Source organism: Streptomyces sp. NPDC017943 (assembly GCF_044328425.1).
GTDB lineage: Bacteria > Actinomycetota > Actinomycetes > Streptomycetales > Streptomycetaceae > Streptomyces > Streptomyces djakartensis_A.
In genome coordinates this window covers 197,445-221,525 of the sequence record NZ_JBIRHH010000004.1, presented here as the reverse complement: position 1 = coordinate 221,525, position 24,081 = coordinate 197,445, and the positions used below count along the sequence as shown (strand labels likewise).

The following is a 24,081-nucleotide window of genomic DNA, read 5'->3' as shown; positions in this document are numbered from 1 at the left end:
CTTTCTGTGCTACGCCATTAATGAGACAGCGAGTGGGTTTATTCGAGCTCACACGGTAGGAGCTGTGCAGCAGCACTTTAATGTTGCGTCTGCAAAAAGGCTGACCCTCAGGGTGCCGCCCTTGTTGGAGCAGCAGGCCGTTGCAGGAGTGCTCGGAGCGCTGGACGACAAAATCACGGGCAACGAGCGCGTCGCACGTGCCGCTGAGAACCTCTGTCGGGCTGTCTTCTCGGATAATTCATGGGAGGCTCGTACGACTGTGGGGGAGATCGCGGCCCTTCACAAGGGTCAAGTCAGGCCGGAAACTCTGACCGATGGGAGCGTAGCCCATTACAGCCTGCCCGCATTCGACTCGGGCGCGGTGCCGGAGATCGCGGACCCTCGGACCATTAAGAGTGCGAAATTTATTGTTCGCCAGCCGTCGATTCTATTGTCAAAATTGAACCCCGAGATCCCTCGCGTGTGGAACGTTTCCCCGGATCGAACAATGCCGGCCCTCGCGTCTACGGAGTTCCTTGTGTTGGAGCCGCAGAGTGGCGTGACCACGGCCGAACTGTGGGCGGTCCTGTCTCAACCAGAGTTCCTTGGCGGCCTTGCCGCCAAGGTGACAGGTACTTCTAAGAGTCATCAGCGAGTACGGCCAGCTGAAGTCATGAATTCGGCGGTCGTTGACCCGCGTGAACTTGGACACGCGCGGAGGCAAGCACAGGCGCTGGTCAGTCGTGCCATGCAAGCCCGCAGTGAGTCACGAAGGCTGGCCGCCCTCCGCGACACCCTCCTCCCCCACCTAATGTCCGGCAAGCTCCGAGTCCGCGAAGCCGAGAAGATCGTGGAGGACGCGGTATGACCGCCAAAGGCACCAGCGACCCCACTACCCCCACCCCCGCCCACCTAGACGCCAAAATGACCGAGTCCACCTGGGAGCACCTCGCTCTCGATGAACTCGGCGAGCTCGGCTGGGAGGTCAAGGCCGGCAAGGACCTCGCCCCCGGCACCGGGCACCGTCGCGACTGGGACGACTTGATCCTGCACGACGAACTGCAGCTGGCCATCGAGCGGTTGAATCCGGAGCTGACCGCCACCGCCGTTCACGAGGCGATGCGCATCGCCACCGATCCCGCTTCCCGCGAGGCGTACCCGGAGAACCGGCAGGCGCACAAGAACCTGACCACCGGCATCCGCCTGACGTACACCGACGAGTTCGGCGCCGAGCAGTCCCCGACCGTCCGCCTCGTCGACTTCACGGACCTCGACGCGAACAGCTACCTCGCCGTCAACCAGGTGACCGTCCGGGAAGCCGACGGCAGTCACCGCCGCTTCGACATCGTCCTGTACGTCAACGGCCTCCCCCTCGCCGTCGTCGAGCTGAAGAGTGCCTCCGACGAAAACGCGACCGTCAAGTCGGCGCACGCCCAGCTCCAGACGTACGTCTCGGAGTTCCCGATCGCGTTCCGCTACAACGTCCTCTGCCTCGTCTCGGACGGCATAACCGCCAAGTACGGCACGATCTTCACGCCGTACGAGCACTTTGCGCCCTGGAACGTCGACCACGAGGGCAAGCCCGTCGACCCCAACGCCCCCGGCTACGACGGCCTGAACGCCCTCACCCTCGCCCTCCACGGCCTGTTCACCCAGGACCGGTTCCTCTCCCTCACCCGCAACTTCGTCAACTTCCCCCCGCCCAAGCCGGGCGAGCCCCTCTCCGGCAAGCGCATCGCGAAGCCGCACCAGTACTTCGCGGTCAACAAGGCGGTGGACGCGGTCGTCGAGGCGTCCCGCGGCACCGGACAGGCAGGCGTCGTCTGGCACACGCAGGGTGCGGGAAAGTCGGAGGAGATGGTGGAGACGGCCGCGCTGGTCTCCCGCCACCCCGCCCTGAACAACCCCACCATCGTCGTCGTCACCGACCGCACCGACCTCGACGACCAGCTCTTCGACACCTTCCGGGACAGCGAGCCCCTCCTCCAGCAGAAGGCCCATCAGTTCGACACCCGTGAGGAGCTGCGCGCCGCACTGAAGGAGCGCACTGTCGGCGGCATCCTCTTCACCACTCTCCAGAAGTTCGGCCTGAGCAAGGAGGAGAAGGCCGCCGGCAAGTCCCACCCCCTCCTTTCCGAGCGCCGCAACATCCTGGTCCTCGTCGACGAGGCGCACCGCTCGCACTACGACAGCCTCGACGGCTACGCCCGCCACCTGCGCGACGCCCTCCCGTACGCCACCCTGCTCGCCTTCACCGGGACGCCGATCTCCAAGGCGGACGCCGACACCCGGGCCGTCTTCGGCGAGTACATCGACGTCTACGACCTGAAGCGCGCCGTCGACGACGGAGCCACGGTCCGCGTCTACCACGAGCCGCGCGTCATCGAGGTCGACCTGCCCAAGGACGTCGACCCGAGCAAGATCGACGAGCAGGCCAACACCCTCACCGAGGGTATGGACGACGCCGAGCGGCGCCGCGTCATCAGGTACGCCACGGCGATGAACACCGTCTACGGCGCCCCCGACCGGATAGCGAAGCTCGCCGACGACCTGATCGAGCACTGGGAGGCGCGCCGGGAGCTGGTCAAGCCGGACCTCGGCGGACCCGGCAAGGCGATGGTCGTCTGCATGACGCGGGACATCTGCGTGCGGCTCTTCGACGCGCTGGCCGAGCGTCGGCCGGACTGGGTCGGCAAGGAGGCCGACCAGGGTGTCATGAAGATCGTCTTCCACAGCGACCCCTCCGACGAGCCGCACCTGCGTGCGCACGCTCTCCGCCCGTCCCAGCAGAAGGTCGTCCAGGCCCGAGCCAAGGACCCGGACGACGAGCTGGAGCTGCTGATCGTTCACTCGATGCTGCTGACCGGCTACGACGCGCCGCCCATCCACACCCTGTACATGGACCGCCCGATGCAGGGCGCCAACCTGATGCAGGCCCTCGCCCGCGTCAACCGCCGTTTCCGCGGCAAGCAGGACGGCCTCCTCGTCGGCTACGCGCCCCTCACCGACAACCTCGCCAAAGCCCTGCGCGAATACTCGGACCAGGACCGCAAGGACCAGACGCTCGGCGCGGACATCGAGCGGGCCATCACCGAGGTCAAGAACGAGCTGTCGACCATCAAGGGCTTGCTCGCCGGGTGCCGCTGGCGGGAGTGGCTGGCCGACACCGGCCGTCCCGACACCCGCATCCGCGCCCTGCGCCTGACCGCCGACTTCCTGCTCGACCCGAAGACCCCGGGCAACAAGGTCGAGCCCGGTGACAAGCCGCTTTCCGTCCGCTTCAAGGACAGCGCCGCCCGGCTCGACCGCTTCTACCGCCTCTGCGCGATGAGCCGCGAGATCGCGGAGCGCTGCGCGGACCTGGACGACTGGCGTCGCGACATCGCCTTCTTCAGCGAGGTCCGGGCCTGGATGATCAAGATCGACGCGGCCCGGCGCGAGGCGACCGGGGAGCCGCTCAGCGCCGAGGTCCAGCGCTACCTCCAGGCCCTGGCGGCCTCGGTCGTCGACGCCGACGAGATCACCGACCTGTACGCGGAGGCCGGAATTGGCCGGCTGGACATCACCCGCCTCAACGAGGCGCAGCTGCGCAAGCTGGAGAACTCCGAGACCCCGCACCTGGTCACCGAGGCGCTGCGCCGCATGATCCAGCAGAAGATGCGCGAGGTGACCAAGCACAACGTCGTCCGCAACGAGAGCTTCGCCGAGCGCCTGGACGACCTGATGAGGCGTTACATGCTCCAGCAGCTCACCAGCGCCCAGGTCATCGCCGAACTCGCCGCCCTGGCGCGGGAGGTGTCGGCGGAGGCCCGCCGCGGCGAGCAGTTCGACCCCCCGCTCAACCACGCCGAACTGGCCTTCTACGACGCCGTCGCCCACCGCGACATGGCCGAGCTGATGGAGGGCGGCCAGGACACTCTCGCCAAGATCGCCCGTGCCCTCGTGGCCGACATCCGCAAGAACCTCTCCGTCGACTGGCTCTCCCGGGAACCCGTCCGCGCCAAGCTCCGCACCCGCATCCGCCGCGTACTGGCGATGTTCGACTACCCGCCGGAGGAGGAGCGCGAGGCGGTCGACCTCGTCCTCAAGCAGATGGAGATCGTGGCAGCCTTGTGGGCGCCCGCCGCGAAGTAGACGGGAACCCGGCGGGCGGGTCCGGGTCCGTGCCGTCCGCCGACTCGGTCAGGGCGGCCAGGTGCGGTCGATGCGGTCGCGTCGTACCGCGTAGGCGGCGGGACCGCCCCTGCCAACCGCGCGATGAATCGCCTCACGGTGAGCGTCGAGCCGTTCGACCATCTCGACAGTGCGTAGCTGCTGATTGTCGAGGTAGAAGAGCACCGCCTCACGCTCCAGGACCGGTCGGATCTCCAGATCTCGGCTCTTGATCCGGCCGTCCTTCGAGAGCGGCACCCATGACTGGTCGAGACCGTGCGCGATCCACTCCTCATCGGCGACATCCTGTCCGTCGTCGGGAAAGACGTCACCGATGCGGTGAACGGTCCAGCCGCACGCCCTCAGCCCTTCCGCGACACGACGTCCGAGATTGCGGTCGAGGAAGAACTCAGGCGGCAAGGCGCACCACTGCCCGGCACAGCGCGTCCACCTGCTCGGGCGTCATGTCGAAGTCGTATGCGATGTCCTCGACGCTCTCCCCGGCCTCCCAGAGGTCGGTGATGGCGTTGACCGCGACACGGTTGGCGGCCACGACGGGCCTCCCGTGACCGAACCTCGGGTCGATCACGACGGGTACGGAGTCCGGGTACTGCCTGAGCCGCAGACTGGAGGGGAAATCGTCGTCGGGCTCCCAGTTCAGGTAGCGAAGGTAGTCGGAGACCACTTCGTGGATGGGCGCCTGACCGTCCCGGGCTCTGCGGAGATCGCCGAGGCCGTGCTCGATAAAGATGTCCACGCCGTCCGTCGCGATCCGCTTCGACACGAGGCCGTACGGGGTGGCGAAGGCGTCCCGTACGGCGGAGGCGGCTTCCTTGATCTCGCTCATCCGGAGCCCCAGGGAACGCAGGGAACGGAGGACGTGCGCCTCGGCCACCGCGATGAACGGCACCGAGGGCTGCCCCTTGCGCGGCGGCTCGACCTGGTGGACCAGGGGCGCCCCGGCAGCCTTGCCCTTCAGCCACGAGTGGAGCGTCGACTGCGGAATCTGCAGGTAGGAGGCTGTTTCCGCGGGAGTCAGAAGTCCGTCCCAAAACCTGTCGACCATGCCCCACCTCCTCCTGCCGTCTTGCTCGGTACCCGGTTTCGCATCGTCGCACATCAAGCCTGCCACCCAGGAGCGAACCGGACACCCGCCCATCGGCTCAGCCGGCCGCACGCAGGTGTTCCTCGCCAAGGTGGTCACGGCAGCTCCGGCAGTGTCCGGGCTCCGGGGCGCGGAAGGCGCGCTCGCAGCCGTCGCAGGTCTGGAACGGCAACACGGCCGGGCGCTCGCCCGGCTGGGGCAGCGGTGCCGTGGGCGGCACGGGCAGCGGAGTCTCCCGTAGGCGGAAGGCGAGGACGCTGGCCGGTCGGGCCCGGAAGCGGTCGGGAAGCCGTGCGGTCAGCAGCTCGGTGATCTCCCGCGGTCCGACACCGGCCGCCAGCCACTCGGCGACGGCCGGCGCCAGGCGGGCGGCCTCCTGCGCGGACAGGACGAGGCGGGGGTCGACCCGGCGCAGGGTGGTCAGTACGGCGACAGCCTTTGGGTCGGCGTCGGCCAGTGCGGGCGCCGGGTTCTCGGTCTCCTCGGGACCGGGAACGGGCGCCGCCTCCGGGCGGGGCGCGACAGCGGGGTCCGTAGGGGAGGGCCGCTTCCGGGGGCGGGGCGGCTTCGCTGGCCCGTTGGGGGCCGGGTGGCCGCCAGGTACGTCGTAGAAGTACGTCCGGGTACGCACCTGCCCGGTGGGCGTCCGTTCGCGGCAGCGCTCCAGGTATCCGGCCGCTTCGAGTTCCCTGAGCGCCCGCGAGATGAGGATCTCGCCCTCGCTGAAGTGCTCGCACAGGGCGGCGATGCTTACGGGGGAGCCGTCGGGCAGGGAGGAGATGTACGCCGCGACGCCGACCGTGACCGCGCTGCCGCGTCGCTGGGCGAGGGCATTGGAGATCACGGTGAAGTCGGCCGTCAGCCGGGTGCGTACGTGGATCACGCCGGAGGTCGGAGCTCCGGCGTCGGCGCGCAGGCGCGCGTTAGACTGCGGGTCAGCCATCGGGAAGGTCTGCACTTCCTGATCGGTCAGGCCCTCGATCGGGATGCCAGTCCCGGCCGGGGGCCGTATCTGTTTGCGGTTGTCGCGGCGAACGTAACCGCCCGTGTCCCGCCCCTGCAAGCCGGTCACTCGCACGGGTGACGCACGCCCTCCGGCGCGGGGAGGGTGGGTGGGCGGGTAGTTCTTTCCCCGGTTCTTTTAGGAGGTCAGCGGCCGACCGGACCCTGGCGGGCAGGGGCCTGGTGAGCCCGGAAGGCGGACGGCGGCCGGGAACCGGCCGTCTCAGGGACGGTCGCGCTCCTCCTTCAACTCGCCTATGAAGGCTGCCCAGGAGGCGGCTTCAAAGCACAGTGCCGGACCGGCCGGGACCTTACTGTCACGGACGGGGACGACGGCCCGGAACTCGTCGGACACCTCCACGCAGTCGCCCCCCGCCTGATTGCTGTAGCTGCTCTTGCGCCAGGCGGCGTCGTTCAGATCGAGACGGGACTCTCGAGCCACGGTAGGTGCCCTCCATCGCGGACCGGATCATGTCGAGTGACATGATCGGGGGCAGGGCTGCCGCCCGCAGCCGATCGTAAATCACCTTGTAGCGACTGACATGGGCCGGTTCCTCGATGAGTTGGCCATAGTCCGCGCCCTCGGTGTAGGCCACCTCTGCGCCGTCCGGCAGGGTCAGGAGCGTCAGCGAGCCGCCCATTGCCTCGTGTCCGCCTTGGTCGAATGGCAGCACCTGCACGGTGATGTGTCGCTCCGCCGCAGCGTCGAGCAGACGCGCCAACTGCTTTCGCATCACGGCATTGCCACCGATCGGACGTTTCAGTACTGCTTCATCCAGGATCACCCACAGCTCTGGCCGGTCGGGTGAACTCAGTCGCTCTTGCCGCCCCATACGGGCTGTGACCCGCACTTCCAACTGCTCTTCGCTGTCCAACAGGGCGTCCAGGCTGAGCACCGCCCGCGCATAGTCCTCGGTCTGCAACAGACCCGGCACCACATGAGCCGCGTACTGCCGGATGACAACCGCCCGCTCCGCGAATTCCATGAACTTCCGCGACCAGTCCGGAAACGCCTCCCGGTACACGTACGGCCACAGCTCCACCAGCAGGTCTTCCGCGCCGAGCGCTGCGTCCAGCGCACGCGCCAGCTCCAGCGTCGGCTTCGCTCCGGACGCCCGCTCGATCTGCGTGATCCGCGTGCTCACCACATGCGTCCGGTCGCCCAGCTCGGCCTGCGTCAGCCCTGCCGCCGTCCGGAGCCTGCGCACCCGCGCACCGAACAGCGCCGCCATCGACGCACTGGGGTCAATTCCGTTGGCCAAGGCATCACTTCCGTCCCTTACCGCCTCAAAAGTAAGGCTGTACCACCTGTCGAGCGTAGGACGATCCGTCGAAGAGGGACGAACGGCCGTGCTGACAGAAACCGCCACCCCGGGAAGACAAGCCGCGACGCAGCGCCGCACCGCCTGCGGAAGCTGTGGTGCTCGGCGGTGGCGAGCGTGAACTCCAGCCGCTTATCGCTCATTTCCCCTCCTCTCCGCGAGCTGCGCAGCTCGCCCGGCGGCACGCCGTCCGGTGGCTGGAGGAACGGGGCTACCCGCCGGCGTCGGACGTGTCCTGCGCGGTCGCCCTCGTCGTCGGCGAACTCGCGGCGAACGCCGTACAGCACGGTCGGGTGCCCGGCCGGGAGTTCGGCCTCCGGCTCGCCCTCGACCGGGCTACGGGTCTGCTGCGTGTCGAGGTCGCTGACGCCGCCTCCGCGAAGCGGCTGCCCACGGCTGTGCCGTCGTCGTCTCCCGAGGGTGAGTCCGGCCGGGGGTTGCTCCTGGTGGACGCGCTGGCCGTGCGCTGGGGATCGGCGCCTCGCCGCCCGGTGGGCAAGACGGTGTGGGCGGAGCTGAGCCTGAGCGGCCAACTACCCATCGAATAAAGAACTTTGATAACCCTGGTTACCGCAATACTCATGGTCTGCAACTCCCCTCCATCCCTAACGTCTGTCCCGTCAACCCGGGCTCAGCAGAGCCGTCGGAACGGACCACGGAAGGGCGGAGAGCACCATGACGGAACCCCTCGAGCACAACCAGCCCCCGGAGCAGGGCGAGCAGGCCGGGCGAGTCCCCGGCACCCAGGGCACTGGCCCCGGCACCGGAGGCTCCCCGACGCTCTCCCGGCTGGCCGAGCGTCTCGAAGCGTCCACCCTCTCCGAGGCGGCCCGGGAGCTGATCCGCGACGCGCTGGACAGCGCGGGGACCGGCGCCGACTCGGCCGTCGGCCCGCACCCGGACCACCGGGTCTTCCTGGAATCCATCAGCATCAGCGGCTTTCGCGGTATCGGCCGGAAGGCGCGTCTGCCGCTGGGCGCGAAGCCCGGTGTCACCCTCGTGGTGGGGCGTAACGGCTCGGGGAAGTCCAGCTTCGCCGAGGGCGTCGAGACGGCGTTCACCGGACGTACCGCCCGTCTCGACAAGCAGCGCGGCGAGGTGTGGCGCCGACACTGGCGCAACCTGCACGACGGAGCCGACCCGAAGGTCGAGGTCCGCCTCGCCATCGCCGGCGACCCCCGGCTGTCGACGCTCACCTGTACCTGGCAGGGCGACGATGTCACGGCGCCCGATGTCGAGTTCAGGCGGCCGGGCCACGGCCGGCGTCCCTTCGAGGACGCCGGCTGGCAGGGGGCGCTGAACGACCACCGCCCCTTCCTGTCGTACTCCGACCTCGACAAGGTGATCAGCGGCAAGCCCAGCGAGCTGTACGACTCGGTCGCCTCCATCCTGGGACTCGGCGAGCTGACGGCCGCCGACGCGCGGCTCCAGGCCGAGGAGAAGGCGCTGAACTCGGCGGTGAAGACGGCCGAGACGGAACTGCCCGCCCTCGTCGAGGCGCTCTCCGCGCTGGACGACGATCGGGCCAGGCGGGCGCTCGCGGCCGTCGACCGCACCGGCGCTCCCGACTTCAACGCGCTGGACGCCCTCGTGAGCGGACTGCCCGACACGGACGACGACCGCCTCCGTGAGCTGCGCGCGACCGTCGAGCTGGCAGGTCCCGACCTCGGCGCCGTCGGGGCGGCCGTGGACCGGCTGCGTGAGGCCGTCGCCGTACTCGACGACGTGCGCGCCTCGGGCGCCGAGGACGCTCATCAGCGCGCCGAACTGCTGGCCCAGGCCCTGGAGCACAGCCGTCGGCACACTGACGAGGACACCTGCCCGGTGTGCGGGTCCGACCGGCCCCTCGACGACGCATGGGCCGAGCGGGCCGCAGAACAGGTGACGGTCCTGCGGCGGGAGGCGGCCACCGCGCAGCAGGCCCGCAGCGAGCTGCGCGACGCGGTGGACGCCGTCCGCTACCTCGTCAGGCGGGCCCCCGCCTGGCTGCCCGCCCCGCTGGTCGACCCGTGGGAGGAATGGGCGGCCTGCCGTGCGATCGACGACGCCGAACGGCTCGCCGCCCGCGCCGAAACCGCCGCCCTCGTCCTCGCCGACGCCTGCGCCGTCCTGCGGGAGGAGGCCGCCCGCGAGCTGGAGAAGCTCGACGAGGAGTGGCGGCGCTGTGTCACCCGCCTCGCCGCCTGGCTCGACCGGGCCCGCACCGCCCACGCCGGCAAGCCCCGGCTGCGCCAGGTCAGGGCGGCTCGCAAGTGGCTCAAGGAGGCAGGTGCCGAGCTGCGCGCGGAACGGCTGCGGCCCTTCGAGGACCACTCGCAGCGGATCTGGGAGGAACTGCGCCAGCAGAGCAGCGTCGACCTGCGTTCCGTCCGGCTGACCGGCAGCGAGAAGGCCGCCGTACGCAAGCTCGCGATGGACGTGTCGGTGGACGGTACGGAGGCGGCGGCCCTCGGCGTCATGAGCCAGGGCGAACTGCACTCCCTCGCGCTCTCGCTCTTCCTGCCGCGCGCCGCCGCGCCCGACAGCCCGTTCGGGTTCGTCGTCATCGACGATCCCGTACAGTCCATGGACCCCGCGAAGGTGCACGGCCTCGCGAAGGTCCTCCACGACCTCGGAGAGACCCGTCAGGTCGTGGTCTTCACCCATGACACGCGGCTCCAGCGGGCCTTCACCCACCAGGAGTTCCCGGTGACGGTCCTGGAGGTGGAACGGGAGGCGCGGTCGGCGGTGACCGTGCGGCGAGTGACCGATCCGATCGGCCAGGCGCTCGCCGACGCGCGCGCCCTCGCCCGCACGCCGGACCTTCCGCCGGCCGTCATGACCCACGTACTGCCCAGCCTGTGCCGCACCGTCCTGGAGCGGGCCTTCTCCGAGGCCGCCTGGCTGCGGCTGCACCGCGCCGGACTGACCGAGCCCGAGGCCGAGAAGACCGTCGCGGCCGCCGTGACGCTCCTGGACATCGCTGCCCTGGGGCTCTTCGGCGACGCGTCGAAGGGGGCGGCGGACGTCTACGGCGAGCTGCGCAGGCGGTGCGGATCCGAGGCGGTGGGCCTCGTCCGCCAGTGCCAGGAGGGCGCGCACCCGTCCGGTACCACGATGCCCGACCCCCTCCGCTTCGTGAGGGACGTCGAAGCCGTCGCCCAGACCGTGCGCAAGCCGGAGGAGACCACCCAGTGAACACGACCACCCGTCAGCTGATCGACGCCGCCGACCTGCTCCTCGGAGCCGGGGCCGGGACCTTCCCGGCCCCCGGCGCCAGGGTCGAAGCCGCTCCGCTCACCGTGCTCGCCGCCACGGCGGTGAGCAGGCACCGCGGTGCCGCCTTCGCCCTGCGGGCCGCGCTGGAGAGCGCGGTCGCCGACCACCTCGCCGCCCGCAACGCTCCGCGCGCCATCCGCTCGGGCACCAAGCGGGCCGCGTTCCTCTGGCTGCGCAGCTGCGCCGAGCCGGAGACGGCCCGCCGCGCCAAGGCCGTGTGGTGCCGGCTCTGCCTGGGCTGCCACTACCACCAGTACGAGATCGGACCGACCGAGGACCAGGTACGCGCCTGGCGCACCGAAGTGGTCGCGGTGGTCACCTTGTTGTCCGTTTGAGGCGGTCCGAGCACCGTTCTCTGCTACTTCTGTACCAGGGGAGGCGGGCCTTGGCCCGCGACAGCGCGCACAGCGCTGCGGGAGGGGAACACACGTGAGTACGACATCACGAGCCGCGGCCATCGCCGTGGAACAGAAGGCCGTCGACCGCGCCTACGACTGCTACGAGGCACGGCTCGCGGAACTGACCGGACAGACGGCGGCGACGGCCTGTGCGAGCGGCAAGGACAGCATCGCGGCCCGCAAAGGCGCGGAGGCGTCGGCGGAGAGTTACGGCGGACTCGGGGGAGAGGCCCTGGTCATCAGCCGGGTCGACGTTCAGGACCCGGGGGACGAGGAGCCGGAGACGTTCTACGTCGGACGTCGCCCGGTGTTCGACCCCGAGAACCGGGACCAGGTGGTCGTCAACTGGACGACCCCGCTCGCCGTACGCTGGCACAACGCACTGCCGGAAACACCCGGCGAGGTGCTGCTGCGGCGGCAGCTGCGCTGCGTCGAGCGCACGGTCGAGGACTACCGCGACGAGATCACGCGAGCCCGAGCACCGCAGACCGGTGAGTCACGGGCCGAGGCGCCGGCGCCCGAGCGTGAGACGCCCGTACCGGAAACGACCGCCGTCGGCACCGCCGCACCGGAAGCCGCCCCGCACAGCCCCACAGCACCGGACGTGGCAGACGACGACCGGACCGGCGAGGAGCAGTCCGTACCGCCCTGGCCCGCTCCGTCGCCACGTGACGTCGCCCGCAGGCAGCGCAGGAAGCCCCAACCGGTCGACGACTTCCTGCTCCAGGAGCTGCGCAGGTCACGCAGCGGCCGGATGCGGGACATCGTCGAGACGATCCGACGCGACCAGATGGCCCTGGTCACCGGCTCACCCGCGGACATCCTCGTCATCCAGGGCGGACCCGGAACGGGTAAGTCCGCGGTCGGCCTCCACCGCGTGACCTGGCTTGTCAACAACGACCACTTCCGCGCCCAGGACATCCTGGTCGTCGGACCGCACCAGAACTTCCTCGACTACGTGGGCCGAGTCCTGCCCACCCTCGGCACCAGCAACGTCAACGCGGTCCAGTCGGCCCGGCTGTGGGAAGGAGAGATCCGCGGCACCGACACCGTCGCCGCGCGGCTGGTGAAGTCCGACGAACGGATGGCGGCCGTCCTGCGGCGCCGAGTGGAGAGCGAGTGCCGGCCGGAAGCCCTGGACTCCCTCGTATCCGCTCCCTCGCATGCCCAGGACGAGGCGGCCTTCGTCGTCACCGTGGGCAGCCTGGCCCTCCGGCTCCCACGCTCTGAGGTGCTCGGCCTCCTCCAGGACGCCCGCGAGGGTGCCGGAGCGTACCGGGCGCGCAGGGACCGCTTCCGCACCCTGCTGGTCGACCGGCTCCTGAGCGAGCTCGTACGGATCGCCCCGCGCCGCAGCCGGGACCGGACCGTACGCCGCGACCTGGAGCGCAACCGGCAGGTCACGGCCGTCGTCGAGCGGACATGGCCCTCGTTGAGCCCCGAGGAGGCACTGCGCAGCCTGCTCGACTCCCGCACCCGGCTGAGCGAGTGTGCCGCGACCGACCTCGACGAAGCGGAGCAGGCCGCCCTCCGGCGACCGAGGGCGGACAATGCGGACGACGAACCCTGGACCCAGGACGACCTCGTCTGCCTCGAGGAACTGCGCTTCCTGATCGCCGGGGAGACCCCGCAGCGCTACCGGCACATCGTGGTCGACGAGGCCCAGGACCTGACCCCGATGCAGGCCAGGTCACTGCGCAGGCGCTGCCCGACCGGCTCCATGACGGTGCTCGGCGACCTGGCGCAGGCCACCGGCCCGCACACGTACACCAGTTGGGAGCGGCTGGGCGGACTCCTCTCGGACCACGGGGACTGGCGGGTGGCGGAGCTGAACACCAGCTACCGGGTGCCCGCGGAGATCATGGAGTTCGTGGCTCCCCTGGCCCGTGCCGTGGCGCCCTCCCTGCCCTATCCGACCGCCGTGCGGATGGCCGGTGAGGACGCGGTCCGACTCGTTCCGACGACCCCCTGGGGCCTCCTGGAGGAGACCACGGCCTGTACGGCCCGGCTCGTCGGCACCGACGACGGGCGGTCCTTGCGGTCGATCGCGGTCGTCGTACCCGACGACTCCGACTGGCTCGACGAGGTCCGCCGACGCGTGGACCGCGTGGACGGCATGACCGAGGAGAAGCTGCGCACGGTCTCCGTCCTGCCCGCCGCACAGGCCAAGGGCATGGAGTTCGACCACGTCCTCGTCCTGGAGCCTTCGACCATTGCCGACCGCGGCCCGGCCGGACTGCGGCAACTGTACGTCGCACTGACGCGGAGCACTCAGACGCTGACCGTCCTGCACACGACCCCGCTGCCCCGGGAACTGGGCACCGCAGACGAAGACGACGACACCTCAGCGTCCCCGGCTTCCCCGCCCGCGGAATCCGGCCCGGCCTCCGCGACGGGGGCCGCCGGTACGCCGGACGGCGCCGCACCTCAGGCTGCCAAGGAGCTGCCGATCGGTACGCCGGTCAAGGTGCGCGTGGCCGGCCCGGGGCCGGGGGCCCACTGGAAGGTCAAGGCTCTTGCTCCGGCGACCGCGCGCACCCTGCTGCTCGTGACCCGGCACGGGGAGCCCGCACCCAAGGCGGGCGTCCGGCTGGACACCTGGGTGACGCGGAACGAGGGGCCGGTGAGCCTCGTCGCGGCCGGTGACTTCGGCCGCAAGCCCATCAGTGCCCGGATGGCACCGCGGTACCTGGGAGCCCTCGGCGCACTCCAGGACATCGTCGAGGGCGGCGGCACGGTCCCGCCCGGGACCACGGACCGCCTCTCGGAGCTGAAGGGCATGGCCAACCGGTGCCTGCGCCGCGACCGGGTCGACTGGCTCAGCGTATGGCGTCTGCTGGGCTCCGCGGACCGCGACCGTCTCAGCGCCCTGGCGGACCTCGCCCAGCGCACACGTCAGGCGGTCACCTCGGGAACTCCCGACGTGCACACGGCCCTGGCGGCCGACCCGGCATTCGACCACTGGGCTGGTCCCCTGGCTCAGGCCCGAGAGGAGCTGTCCCGGCGGTTCGACGGCGAGCCACCCCCCGAAACGGACACCACACCTGACCCCGTACCCACGCCACCGCATGGCTGCGGGCTCACACAACTGGACGCAGCCGAGCGTGACCGAAAGCCCCGGACGGGCCCGGTGTCGCCGCCGGGACGCCAGACGACACACGAGCAGAAAGACATCCCTTCGATGGACCTTGCCGCTCCTACGGACATCTCCGCACACGAGCCCACCGCGCAGCCGACCCTTGATGAGGCCCTCTCACGCGAACTGGCGCTCGGGGCGGAGGCCGACAGAGAGTGCAACACCCACGAAGCCGTGCGCTACGAGCTGAAGGCCGCCCTCCTGAGGGCCGGCTTGCGTCCTTCGGACTCACCGGCGGCCGACGTGATCGTGGACGGTCCGAAGGGCCTCTTCCTCTACGAAGTGCTCGGCGCGGACCGTTCGACCTACGCCGACCTGCGCGCAGGCGCGGCCCGTCTCATGGAGGTCGAGCACCTCGAGTCCCGTGCCATCGATCACCGGTTCCTGGTCCTCTCCGAGCCGCCGGCGGAGGGCTGGGCAGCGGGCGCGCTCCGAGGAGTCTTCGGAGTGGGAACCGTCTGGAGGACCGCGGACGGGTGGGAAGGACCGGACTCGCTAATCGCCCTGCACCTTCCGGACTGAGCCCCGAGCGGACGGCTCGGGAGCCGCATCACCGCGCCGTCGAGGCCAACACTGCGCTGGAAACCCAAACTTGGTGCTCCATGTCCTCAGGGGCTAACCTGCGTGCGCGCCTAGAGAAATCCCAAACGGCGTGCTCTAGGGCCTACTTCCCTCCGGGCTCTTACGGTTCTGGTGGAACGTGACGATGGAGCCGGTGCGCAGGACCACCACGGGCAGCGTCCGTGGTGCAGGCCCGGGAAAGAATGGGGAGTTGGGATGGAACGGAAGCTGCTACTCGCGAGCGTGGCATTTCTCCTGGCCGTGATCGTCGCCTTGGTGGGAGGGATCGTGAAGAAGGCAGGCGGCGCGCCTATGACGGGGGCGCTCCAAGCAGGTGCCGCTTCCTTCGCTGCCACCTTCACGCTCGCGCTCCTCTTCCTCTCGACGCTGGGGTTGGTGTGACTGTGGATCAGCAGCCTGTGCGCAGCGCGACGCCGGCGCTCGGAGTTCCGCCGGTCGGGGGGAGCGGGATGTCGTTCCGGGTCCGGCGGCTGGTGAAGAGCCTGGCCGTTCGAATGAACACGCAGAATGCCTGCCGGATCGTCCTCGGCCTGATCTACGTGAGGAACAAGGCGCAGGACGGCTTCCCCCGAGCGGGGGAGGGCCACGGTGAGGGGCGAGTCAGTGGCGAACTGCCGTCATGGCGCTGGCTCGTCGACCAGGCCGCGAAACCCTCGCCGCTCGGGCCTCACGTATGGCGTTGTGTGAGCACATGGCTGGCGCCCGTGCTTCGCACGGAGAACGGCGATACGGACCAGAACTTCGTACCCCCTCTTCCCTCGACGGTCGATGACCATCTGCGGACTCTGATCACAGAGATCGACCAGGCCGACCGAGTGGTGGAGCTACTGGAACAGTGCCTGGAGGAACTGTCCGCCGCGCAGGCCACGGGAGGCCACTACTTCACCCCGAGTGACATCGTGCGTCTCATGGTGGAAGCTGTCGCGCCGCAGAACGGACACCGTGTGCTCGACCCGGTGTGTGGATCGGCGGGGCTCCTGGCCGACGCGGAGCGCTACGTGCGGGAACGGACCGGCCTGCAGCCGAACCTGCTGCTGACGGGCCGGGACCTTCGCGCTGACACGTTGCAGATCGCGCGGTTGAACCTCGCCGCGCGTGGCATCCGGGCCGATGTGGGTTCCCCCACGGACAGTCTCGCCCAGCCGACGAGTGACTCGTACGACATCGTGATGGCCAATCCGCCGTTCAATCTGTCGGACTGGTCCGCCGCCCCTCCACGTGGCGACGATCCACGCTGGACGGGCACGGTCCCCCCGCGGGACAACGCGAACCACGCGTGGATCCTGCACATCGCCCACGCACTTGCCCCGCAGGGAAGGGCCTCCGTCCTGATGGCCGACGGGGCGGCCACCGGACTGCGCCCCTCAGAGCAGCGCATCCGTGAGCGCCTGGTCCGAGAAGACCTCGTCGAGTGCGTCGTCGCACTCCCACCCGGCCTCTTCCCTCACGTACGTATCTCCTGCTGCCTGTGGCTGCTGAACCGGGACAAGAGCCCTCACCAGGGCTGGGGGGCCGCGGACCGTCGCAAGCAGATCCTGTTCGTCAACGCCCGCACCGCGTACGAGACTATGTCCGGCTCCCGGCAGCGCCGTCTTGCCGCTGACGGGGTCGGCCGCGTTCTGCACACCCTGTCCGCTTGGAGGGGCGCCCCCACCATGCAAGGTGAGGCGCCGGCCAGGTACGAGAACGATCCCGGCTGGTGCACCTCGCTCTCCACAGCGGAAGTTGCGGACGCTGGGCACGTCCTCCTGCCTGTGGTCCATGCCTTGGAACCAGCCGACGAACACACGGCAGCGCGCGAGCGTGTGGAGGAACTCAAATGGGATCTCTACGGCAAGTTCGAGAAGTCGCACGCACTGGAACGGGACCTGCGGCGCCTCTTGGACGAACTGTGAGGGACGATCTCGCCACGCACCACATCGGTCAGTCCGAACGGCCGGAGGCATGGACGACCGCAAGGCTGGAGGACCTCGCCGAAGACCTCTTCGTGACGTACGGGATCAACGACCGAGGGCTGCCCGGCCATCAGGGAGTGGTACGGGCCGGAGACGTCCGCGATGGCCGCATCACCACGGATCAGCCCGGCTGCGAAGGCGGTGTCATGCAGCGGAACACGCGGGCGACCATGCGGCGCGACGACCTGGTCGTCGTGCTCGTGCGCCGGGTCGGCGACGCGGCCCTGGTCACCGAGGAGCACGAGGGCTGGGTGGCTACCCGCAGTGTCGGCATCGTCAGGTCGAAGGAACGGCACATCACACGGTGGTTGCGCATCTGGCTCAGGACTCGTCGGGCCCAGGCATGGATCCAGCAGCACGTCTCCGCTCACGTCGAGCCGACCCTCAGCATCGACGCACTGAGGAAAATGCCGGTGGCCGTTCCACCACTGGAACGGATCGAGAAGCTCCATGAACTGGTCACTCTGATCGAGGACAAGACGAGACTCAATCTGTCCATCGCGGCCGATGCGGTCGCCTTGGCAGACGCTCACTACGCCACATTGAATCGGTACCGCACGTCATGGCCGACGTGCGAGTTCGGCCGGGTTACGCGTGCGTCGACCGGCAGGGCGGCGCCGTCTCCTGCTCCTGAGGACGGCGTCACCTGCAACTGGGTGGCGCCGTCAGACATCCTGAACACGCGCCTGCCGTACCTCGATGGCACAGAACGCCAAGGTCTTGCTGTGCCGGGCGACATCTGCGAACCGGGGACCATCCTGATCGCCACTCGACCGGACGGAATGCGCGCTGCCGTGACCCTGCGGCCTGTCGTCGCCGGACGCGGCGTACTGGCGATACATCCCGGCGACCCCGAGAACAGCTGGTGGCTCCTGCATGAGCTCCGGCTCCGGAGTCGGGAACTTTCCAGGGCCGCCCAGGGCAGGCAGGCGCGTGAGATCACGAAGCGAGCATTCTCGCGGCTCGACGTGGCCTGGCCCGCGGCCGACGTGCGGCGAGAGTTTCACCGCGTGGCTCGGCCGATGCACCAGGTAGCGCAGCAGCGGGTCGCGGAGAACGCGTCCCTGAACGAGACTCTCGTGACGCTGCTGAGTGCCCTCTCGCCAGCGGCGGATCGACTGGCGGGATCAACAGGCTCCGTGCCAGACGCCGGGCATGCAGCGCGAACCGACGTAGCCCGCTGAGGCAAAAACGGCCAGTAACCACTCAGGGGCCAGACCCGCTGCGCGGATCAGGCCCCTGACCTGGTACTTCACTGTCGGGGTGGCGGGATTTGAACCCACGACCTCTTCGTCCCGAACGAAGCGCGCTGCCAAGCTGCGCTACACCCCGATGTCGCTGCTGTCGCGGCGACGTCGTTTACTTTAGCCCACCGGTGGCTAGAGACGAAATCCGGTTTTGCCGCGGTGGCGCATGGGGTTCGGGCGGGCGTGGTCCAGCCCCACCAGCAGGACTGCCAGCGCGTAGAAGGACAGGCCCAGGAGCAGGGCGTTGCCGAAGACCTTCTTGTAGCCGTCCTGGGCGACGTCCAGGAAGGGGTAGAGGTACTGGTCGGTGCTGCCCGGCAGGAGCAGCTCTCCCCGGACCAGGCAGAAGGCCAGGTACGCCAGGGGGTACAGCAGCCACGTGCTGGCCTGGCGCAGGTGCAGGCGGCCCGGGGCCGTGAGCAGGAGCCAGTCCAGTACCGCCAGGACGGGGGTCACGGTGTGCAGCACGGCCTGGGAGACCGCCCGCCGGCCGCTCGGCTCGGCCGCCGCCTCGCCGGTGAGGGCGAAGGGGCTCGCGTCGTTCGCCAGGAGCAGGTGGTGCACCGCCGCAGCGATCACCACGTAGAGCAGCGTCGCGCCCAGGAGACCGCCCGGCAGCGGGCGGCTCGCCGTCCAGGCGCGCCGGGCCGACAGGATCATGACCAGGGCCAGCAGGATGTTGCTCTGGACGACGAAGAGCCCGAGAGCACGGGATGCGTCGCCGAGGAGCAGCTCCAGCGTCACGGCCCCGGCCGCCGCGGCGGCGACCAGGAGGCGGAACGCCGCGGCCGCGGGGCGGCGGACCGGGGTGACGACGGCCGTGGCGGGCACGGGCGTCGGCTTCAGCGCGGGCTTGCCCGGAATCGCGGGGAGGTCCGGTATGTCCCTGGGTATCGGGGCTGTCATGCCCTCACGGTGACAGAACCGGACATAAGGGGCTATGTGGGCGGAGCTGAGTGGGTGATCCCCGGTCCGGGGCCGCGCTCCGGCCCGCTACCGCCTGCTCCGGCCCGCTACCGCCTGCTCCGGCCCGCTACCGCCTGCCCTGGTCCCGTCCGACCAGCGTCAGCAGCGTCGCCTCCGGCGGGCACGCGAACCGTACGGGGGTGTAGCGGTTCGTCCCGCAGCCGGCCGAGACGTGCAGGTACGACGTGTGCCCGTCGGCCGTGTGCGTGGACAGGCCCTTCACCCGGTCCGTGTCCAGGTCGCAGTTGGTGACCAGGGCGCCGTAGAAGGGGATGCACAGCTGCCCGCCGTGGGTGTGGCCGGCGAGGATCAGCGGGTACGCGTCGGCCGTGAAGGCGTCCAGGCTGCGCAGGTACGGGGCGTGCACCACGCCCATCGAGAAGTCGGCCGAGTCGGACGGGCCGCCGGCCACGCGCGCGTAGCGGTCCCGCTTGATGTGCGGGTCGTCCAGACCCGTCAGCTCCACCGTCGCGCCCTCGAGCTTGAGCTCGCCGCGGGTGTTGGTGAGGTTGAGCCAGCCCGCCGCGTCGAAACCGTCCCGCAGGTCCTCCCACGGGTTGTGCACCACACCCACGGCGGGCGCGTTGCCGTTCAGGCCGTGGCGGCCCTGGGCCTTCTCCTTCAGGTAGAGGGCCGGGTTGCGCAGCTTGGGGCCGTAGTAGTCGTTGGAGCCGAAGACGTACGCGCCGGGGAACTCCATCAGCGGGCCGAGCGCGTCCAGGACCTCGGGGACGCCCTCGGGGTCGGACAGGTTGTCACCCGTGTTGATCACGAAGTCCGGGCGCAGACCGGCCAGGGAGCGCAGCCAGCGCTGCTTCTTGCGCTGCCCGCCGACCATGTGGATGTCGGAGACCTGGAGCACACGCAGGGGGCGCATCCCCGGGGGCAGGACCGGGACGGTGACCCGGCGGAGGCGGAAGGAGCGGGCCTCGAAGCCCGCGGCGTACAACAGACCGGCGGCGCCAGCCGCCGCGATTCCCAGGGGGACTCCGTATCGCGCGCGCATACGCCCATCGTGTCAGACCGCGGAGGCGGGCCGGGTACGGCGGTGGGTGAAATGGCCTGCCGGTACGGGCCCTTGCGGTGCCGTCGCCGGGCGGGGCCCCGGTACGGCCGCTAAATCGAGGGCGCCCTTCGTCGCGCACCTGCGACAATCACCGCATGACCACGCTCAAGTCGAAGCTGCAGGATGACCTCAACGCCGCGATCAAGGAGCGCGACGAGCTCCGCTCCTCGACGCTCCGGCTGACGCTCGCCGCGATCACCAAGGAGGAGGTCGCGGGCAAGGAGAAGCGCGAGCTCTCCGACGACGAGGTCCAGAAGGTGATCACCCGCGAGGCGAAGAAGCGGCGCGAGGCCGCCGAGGCCTTCGCGCAGGGCGGTCGTCCCGAGCAGGCCGAGCGGGAGAAGGCGGAGGGCGAGGTCCTCGCCGGTTACCTGCCGCAGCAGCTGTCCGACGACGAGCTCCAGCGGATCGTGGCGCAGGCCGTCGAGGAGGCCAAGGCGGCCGGTGCGGAGGGGCCGCGGGCCATGGGCGCGGTCATGAAGATCGTGAACCCGAAGGTGGCCGGTCAGGCCGAGGGCGGCCGCGTCGCCGCCGTGGTGAAGAAGCTCCTCGCCGGCTGAGCCGACGCCAGACGCCAGACGCCAGACGTCAACGCCAGACGCCGACGCCAGACGCCCACGTCGACGCCGACGCCGTACGCGACGCGGCCCCCTTTCCACCACCGGGTGGAGAGGGGGCCGCGCTCATGTCAGCGCCCGGCGAAAGCCGCCCGCGTCAGCGGAAGCCGCCTCCGTTGCCGTTGCCTCCACCGTTGCCCTGGCCGCGGAAGAGGCCCTCCGGGAGGGAGAACGAAGGCGTCGGGAAGGGGTTGTCGCCGCCGCCTCCGCCGTTGTTGTTGCCCCCGAACAGACCGCCGATGAGGCCGTCGTTCCCGCCGTTGCCGTCACCGTTCCCGCCGTCGTCACGGCCACCGCCGTCGTCCCCGCGGTCCCGGTCCCGGTCACGGTCGACGCCGCCGGGGATGTGGACGTCGTTGAAGTTCTCGACCGGCTTGCCCGCCAGCGCGCCGGACATCATGTCGCGCCAGATCGGACCGGGCACCTCGCCACCGAAGACCTTGCCGTAGGACCGGCCGCCGATGGTGATGCCGGTCATCTTGCGCTTGTGCGCCGGGTCGCCGACCCACACCGCGCCGGCCATGTTCGGCGTGTAGCCCACGAACCAGGCCGCGTACCGCTCGTCCGTCGTACCGGTCTTGCCCGCGCTGGGACGGCCGCCGAGGCCCGCCTTGGAGCCGGTGCCGTCCTCGACCACGCCCTTGAGCAGCGCGTTGATCGTGTCGGCGGTCTTCTCGGACATCGCGCGCGAGCACGTCGACTTCGGCACCGGGAGGGACTTCGTCTTGTCACCGATCCGCCGGCTGACCGCCTCGATGGCGATCGGCGTGCAGTGCATGCCGCGCGAGGCGAAGGTCGCGTAGCCGTTCGCCATGGTCAGCGGGGACATCTCCTGGGTGCCGAGGGCGATGGACGGCACCTGCGGCATCTTGTCGCCGTCGGCGCGCTGGACGCCCATCTTCTTCGCCATCGTCGTCACCGGGCAGATGCCGATGTCGCTGATCATCTGCACGTAGTAGGTGTTGACCGACTTGGCGGTCGCCTCGCGCATGTCGTACGGGCCGACCTCCGACTCGTTCTCGTTCTCGAGCCGGGCCGGGTTGCCGGTGTCGTTCATCCACTGCTTGCCGTCGCAGGCCGAGACGGGGCTCGGGTACGGCATCTGGTACGGCGAGGAGTACACCTTGTTCGCCGGCATCCCGTCCTCGAGCGCAGCCGCCGCCACGATCGGCTTGAACGTCGAACCGGGCTGGTAGCCCATGCCGCCGCCCATCGCCTGGTCGACGGAGAGGTTGATCTGCGTCTCGTTCTTCTTGAAGCCGTACGGACGCGACTGGCCCATGGCGAGGATCTTGCCGGTGCCCGGCTGGACCACCGTGGCGGCCGTGGCCACCTCGTCGCTCTTGTAGACGTGGTCCCGGATGGAGTTCTGCGCCGCGTCCTGGGCCTGCGGGTCCAGGGTGGTGCGGATGGTGAGGCCGCCCTGGTTCCAGACCTTCGCGCGCTGCTTCCTCGTCTTGCCGAAGACCGGGTCGGTCAGGAAGACCTCGCGCACGTAGTCGCAGAAGAAGCCGCCGCCCTTCACGGCCGTGATGCAGCCGTTCTTGGGCTTGCTGACCTTCAGCCCGAGCGGTGCCTCCATGGCCTTGGCGGCCTGCGCGCCGGAGATGTCGCCCACCTCGGCCATGCGCCGCAGCACGATGTTGCGCCGCTTGGTGGCCTCCGCCTCGTCGTTGACCGGGTCGTACCGGCTGGGCGACTGGACGATGCCGGCCAGCAGGGCCGACTCCTTCAGCTTCAGGTCCTTGGCGGGCTTGGAGAAGTAGCGCCGGGACGCGGCCTCGATGCCGTAGGCCTGCTGGCCGAAGAACGTGATGTTCAGGTAGTTCTCGAGGATCTTCTTCTTGCCCAGCTCCTCCTCGACCTGGATCGCGTACTTGAGCTCGCGGATCTTGCGGCCGATGGTCTGCTGGGTGGCTTCGGCGACCTTGGTCGGGTCGTTGCCGGCCTCCTCGATGAAGACGTTCTTCACGTACTGCTGCGTCAGCGTGGAGGCGCCCTCGGAGACGCCGCCGGCCTGCGCGTTCTTGTTGAGGGCGCGCAGGACGCCCTTGAGGTCGACTGCGCCGTGCTGGTAGAAGCGCGAGTCCTCGATCGCGACGATCGCCTTCTGCATGGACGGCGACACGTCCTTGAGGGGGACCACCGTGCGGTCGCGCGAGTAGACCGTGGCGATCGGGCCGCCCTCGGCGTCGAGGATGGTGGTGCGCTGGCTCAGCGGCGGGGTCTTCATGTTGGCCGGGAGCTCGTCGAAGCTCTCGACGGATCCCTTCGCCGCCAGCCCCAGCGCGCCCACCGCGGGCAGCGCGAGACCGGCCAGCACCGCCCCCGCCAGGACACTGACACCGAGGAACTTGGCGGCCTGCTGCGTGGGAGACAGACCACCGCCCGAGCGCTTGTTTGGCATGAGGGCAGCCTACGTTCTCATTCGCCGGACAGGCGTATATGCCTTGGCCTAAGCTGCTCTCAACTGTCACAGCAGCGAAGTCACGTATCAATACGTCCGGCGACCCCGAATCGTTCCGGATGTTCCCGACTTTCTGGTGGGGGCGTGTCCGAATCCGCCTTGTGTGTCATACGGCGTCCCTTGTGACGCAACTGAACTGTCCCGTTTTGACGGGAAAGTTGCGTATGTCGCCAGCTCACTCCCCCGGGTGATCTGCCGCTTACCCATAGTCCGTTCGGGCCATTCAAGATTGGGCCCGAAGGGGGTGTTGCGCTGTGCCCACCTTCCGTAACGTCCTCAACTGGCGGCGGTGAATATGCCGCTGCCGCCGTGGGGGAGCCTCGATTCGGGAGAGGACGGCGCCGGTATGGGCTGGGTAACCGACTGGAGTGCGCAGGCGGCCTGCCGCACTACCGATCCGGATGAACTGTTCGTTCAGGGAGCAGCGCAGAACAGGGCCAAGGCGGTGTGCACCGGATGCCCGGTGCGCACGGAGTGCCTGGCCGACGCGCTGGACAACCGCGTGGAATTCGGCGTGTGGGGAGGCATGACGGAGCGGGAGCGCCGCGCACTGCTGCGCAGGCGACCTACCGTGACCTCCTGGCGCCGGCTGCTGGAGACGGCGCGTACGGAGTACGAGCGGGGGTGCGGTGTCCTCCCCCTCGACGACGACGAGGTCTACGAGAACTACGCGGCGGTGAGCTGAGCGGCTCCCGCCGGGAGCCGCCGGAGGTCGAGGGCCCTTCACGGGGCCCGCGCCACCGGTCGCGGACGATTCCGCCACGCCAGCCGGCCATGGAGCAGCGCCACCCGGCGGCACGGGGCCCGGCGCCCTTCGACGCCACTGGCC

At 69.7% G+C, this 24,081-nt stretch carries 19 protein-coding genes and 1 tRNA gene; 11 read left to right on the top strand and 9 right to left on the bottom strand.

Annotation, left to right across the window (positions count from 1 at the left end; translation table 11 throughout):
• Positions 1 to 64 precede the first annotated feature (64 nt).
• Positions 65 to 847: a hypothetical protein gene (locus ACH4C6_RS14550; protein WP_398108915.1), complete on the top strand. Its 783-nt coding sequence runs from the start codon at positions 65 to 67 to the stop codon at positions 845 to 847.
• A complete protein-coding gene (locus tag ACH4C6_RS14545) occupies positions 844 to 4,113 on the top strand; it encodes a type I restriction endonuclease subunit R (RefSeq protein ID WP_398108914.1) in 3,270 nt (1,089 codons plus the stop codon). The genes ACH4C6_RS14550 and ACH4C6_RS14545 overlap by 4 nt, the downstream gene beginning before the upstream one ends.
• Before the next feature lie 48 nt (positions 4,114 to 4,161).
• Here the strand turns inward: ACH4C6_RS14545 and ACH4C6_RS14540 are convergent, their stop codons facing one another.
• The 5 genes from ACH4C6_RS14540 to ACH4C6_RS14520 form a co-directional block, all read right to left on the bottom strand.
• On the bottom strand, positions 4,162 to 4,551 hold the full coding sequence (locus ACH4C6_RS14540; protein WP_398108913.1) for a toxin-antitoxin system, toxin component, PIN family protein: 390 nt from the start codon (positions 4,549 to 4,551) through the stop codon (positions 4,162 to 4,164).
• Positions 4,541 to 5,197 carry a DUF433 domain-containing protein gene (locus ACH4C6_RS14535; protein WP_398108912.1) on the bottom strand — a complete coding sequence of 219 codons (657 nt, stop codon included), beginning with the start codon at positions 5,195 to 5,197 and terminating at the stop codon, positions 4,541 to 4,543. The genes ACH4C6_RS14540 and ACH4C6_RS14535 overlap by 11 nt, the downstream gene beginning before the upstream one ends.
• Before the next feature lie 97 nt (positions 5,198 to 5,294).
• Positions 5,295 to 6,179, bottom strand: coding sequence for a hypothetical protein (locus ACH4C6_RS14530; RefSeq protein ID WP_398108911.1), 885 nt, complete (start codon positions 6,177 to 6,179; stop codon positions 5,295 to 5,297).
• A 282-nt stretch (positions 6,180 to 6,461) separates the two neighbouring features.
• Positions 6,462 to 6,593 (bottom strand): DUF397 domain-containing protein, encoded by a 132-nt coding sequence (locus ACH4C6_RS14525; protein WP_398108910.1) that lies wholly within the window; start codon positions 6,591 to 6,593, stop codon positions 6,462 to 6,464.
• Complete coding sequence (locus ACH4C6_RS14520) at positions 6,556 to 7,470, bottom strand: Scr1 family TA system antitoxin-like transcriptional regulator (protein ID WP_398109344.1); 915 nt, start codon at positions 7,468 to 7,470, stop codon at positions 6,556 to 6,558. Before ACH4C6_RS14520 ends, ACH4C6_RS14525 begins: the two co-directional genes overlap by 38 nt.
• A 188-nt stretch (positions 7,471 to 7,658) precedes the next feature.
• Between ACH4C6_RS14520 and ACH4C6_RS14515 the strand changes: the two genes are divergently transcribed.
• The 7 genes from ACH4C6_RS14515 (at position 7,659) to ACH4C6_RS14485 (ending at position 18,073) form a co-directional block, all read left to right on the top strand.
• On the top strand, positions 7,659 to 8,108 hold the full coding sequence (locus tag ACH4C6_RS14515; RefSeq protein WP_398108909.1) for an ATP-binding protein: 450 nt from the start codon (positions 7,659 to 7,661) through the stop codon (positions 8,106 to 8,108).
• 127 nt (positions 8,109 to 8,235) lie between these two features.
• Complete coding sequence (locus tag ACH4C6_RS14510; protein WP_398108908.1) at positions 8,236 to 10,737, top strand: AAA family ATPase; 2,502 nt, start codon at positions 8,236 to 8,238, stop codon at positions 10,735 to 10,737.
• Positions 10,734 to 11,153: a hypothetical protein gene (locus ACH4C6_RS14505; RefSeq protein WP_398108907.1), complete on the top strand. Its 420-nt coding sequence runs from the start codon at positions 10,734 to 10,736 to the stop codon at positions 11,151 to 11,153. Before ACH4C6_RS14510 ends, ACH4C6_RS14505 begins: the two co-directional genes overlap by 4 nt.
• Positions 11,154 to 11,247: 94 nt before the next feature.
• A complete protein-coding gene (locus ACH4C6_RS14500) occupies positions 11,248 to 14,874 on the top strand; it encodes an ATP-binding domain-containing protein (RefSeq protein ID WP_398108906.1) in 3,627 nt (1,208 codons plus the stop codon).
• Positions 14,875 to 15,129: 255 nt separating this feature from the next.
• Positions 15,130 to 15,315 carry a hypothetical protein gene (locus ACH4C6_RS14495; protein WP_359788739.1) on the top strand — a complete coding sequence of 62 codons (186 nt, stop codon included), beginning with the start codon at positions 15,130 to 15,132 and terminating at the stop codon, positions 15,313 to 15,315.
• A gap of 2 nt (positions 15,316 to 15,317) precedes the next feature.
• Positions 15,318 to 16,829 carry a class I SAM-dependent DNA methyltransferase gene (locus ACH4C6_RS14490; RefSeq protein WP_398108905.1) on the top strand — a complete coding sequence of 504 codons (1,512 nt, stop codon included), beginning with the start codon at positions 15,318 to 15,320 and terminating at the stop codon, positions 16,827 to 16,829.
• The gene (locus ACH4C6_RS14485) at positions 16,826 to 18,073 is read left to right on the top strand and encodes a hypothetical protein (protein WP_398108904.1); all 1,248 of its coding nucleotides are present in this window, start codon (positions 16,826 to 16,828) and stop codon (positions 18,071 to 18,073) included. The genes ACH4C6_RS14490 and ACH4C6_RS14485 overlap by 4 nt, the downstream gene beginning before the upstream one ends.
• 74 nt (positions 18,074 to 18,147) lie before the next feature.
• Here the strand turns inward: ACH4C6_RS14485 and ACH4C6_RS14480 are convergent.
• The 3 genes from ACH4C6_RS14480 to ACH4C6_RS14470 all read right to left on the bottom strand — a co-directional run bounded on the left by ACH4C6_RS14480 (position 18,148) and on the right by ACH4C6_RS14470 (position 20,108).
• Positions 18,148 to 18,221, bottom strand: a tRNA-Pro gene (locus ACH4C6_RS14480).
• 47 nt (positions 18,222 to 18,268) lie between these two features.
• Positions 18,269 to 19,042, bottom strand: a complete 774-nt coding sequence (locus tag ACH4C6_RS14475; RefSeq protein WP_398108903.1) for a Pr6Pr family membrane protein — start codon at positions 19,040 to 19,042, stop codon at positions 18,269 to 18,271.
• Between the two features lie 127 nt (positions 19,043 to 19,169).
• Positions 19,170 to 20,108 (bottom strand): metallophosphoesterase, encoded by a 939-nt coding sequence (locus ACH4C6_RS14470; protein WP_398108902.1) that lies wholly within the window; start codon positions 20,106 to 20,108, stop codon positions 19,170 to 19,172.
• A gap of 155 nt (positions 20,109 to 20,263) precedes the next feature.
• Here ACH4C6_RS14470 and ACH4C6_RS14465 point away from each other — a divergent pair, with 155 nt between their 5' ends.
• Positions 20,264 to 20,728, top strand: coding sequence for a GatB/YqeY domain-containing protein (locus ACH4C6_RS14465; protein WP_376328139.1), 465 nt, complete (start codon positions 20,264 to 20,266; stop codon positions 20,726 to 20,728).
• Positions 20,729 to 20,882: 154 nt separating this feature from the next.
• Here the strand turns inward: ACH4C6_RS14465 and ACH4C6_RS14460 are convergent, their stop codons facing one another.
• Positions 20,883 to 23,192: a transglycosylase domain-containing protein gene (locus ACH4C6_RS14460; protein WP_398108901.1), complete on the bottom strand. Its 2,310-nt coding sequence runs from the start codon at positions 23,190 to 23,192 to the stop codon at positions 20,883 to 20,885.
• Between the two features lie 406 nt (positions 23,193 to 23,598).
• Here ACH4C6_RS14460 and wblA point away from each other — a divergent pair, with 406 nt between their 5' ends.
• Positions 23,599 to 23,937, top strand: a complete 339-nt coding sequence (gene wblA / locus ACH4C6_RS14455) for a transcriptional regulator WblA (protein WP_333932195.1) — start codon at positions 23,599 to 23,601, stop codon at positions 23,935 to 23,937.
• The last annotated feature ends 144 nt before the right edge of the window (positions 23,938 to 24,081 follow it).

What these genes read in the sequence shown, in the direction of transcription:
- ACH4C6_RS14460 (WP_398108901.1), bottom strand. Translation starts at nt 23,192, where the DNA reads ATGCCAAACAAGCGCTCGGGCGGTGGTCTGTCTCCCACGCAGCAGGCC.
- ACH4C6_RS14495 (WP_359788739.1), top strand. Translation starts at nt 15,130, where the DNA reads ATGGAACGGAAGCTGCTACTCGCGAGCGTGGCATTTCTCCTGGCCGTG.
- ACH4C6_RS14535 (WP_398108912.1), bottom strand. Translation starts at nt 5,197, where the DNA reads ATGGTCGACAGGTTTTGGGACGGACTTCTGACTCCCGCGGAAACAGCC.
- ACH4C6_RS14475 (WP_398108903.1), bottom strand. Translation starts at nt 19,042, where the DNA reads ATGACAGCCCCGATACCCAGGGACATACCGGACCTCCCCGCGATTCCG.
- ACH4C6_RS14465 (WP_376328139.1), top strand. Translation starts at nt 20,264, where the DNA reads ATGACCACGCTCAAGTCGAAGCTGCAGGATGACCTCAACGCCGCGATC.
- wblA (WP_333932195.1), top strand. Translation starts at nt 23,599, where the DNA reads ATGGGCTGGGTAACCGACTGGAGTGCGCAGGCGGCCTGCCGCACTACC.
- ACH4C6_RS14520 (WP_398109344.1), bottom strand. Translation starts at nt 7,470, where the DNA reads ATGGCGGCGCTGTTCGGTGCGCGGGTGCGCAGGCTCCGGACGGCGGCA.
- ACH4C6_RS14510 (WP_398108908.1), top strand. Translation starts at nt 8,236, where the DNA reads ATGACGGAACCCCTCGAGCACAACCAGCCCCCGGAGCAGGGCGAGCAG.
- ACH4C6_RS14530 (WP_398108911.1), bottom strand. Translation starts at nt 6,179, where the DNA reads ATGGCTGACCCGCAGTCTAACGCGCGCCTGCGCGCCGACGCCGGAGCT.
- ACH4C6_RS14545 (WP_398108914.1), top strand. Translation starts at nt 844, where the DNA reads ATGACCGCCAAAGGCACCAGCGACCCCACTACCCCCACCCCCGCCCAC.
- ACH4C6_RS14470 (WP_398108902.1), bottom strand. Translation starts at nt 20,108, where the DNA reads ATGCGCGCGCGATACGGAGTCCCCCTGGGAATCGCGGCGGCTGGCGCC.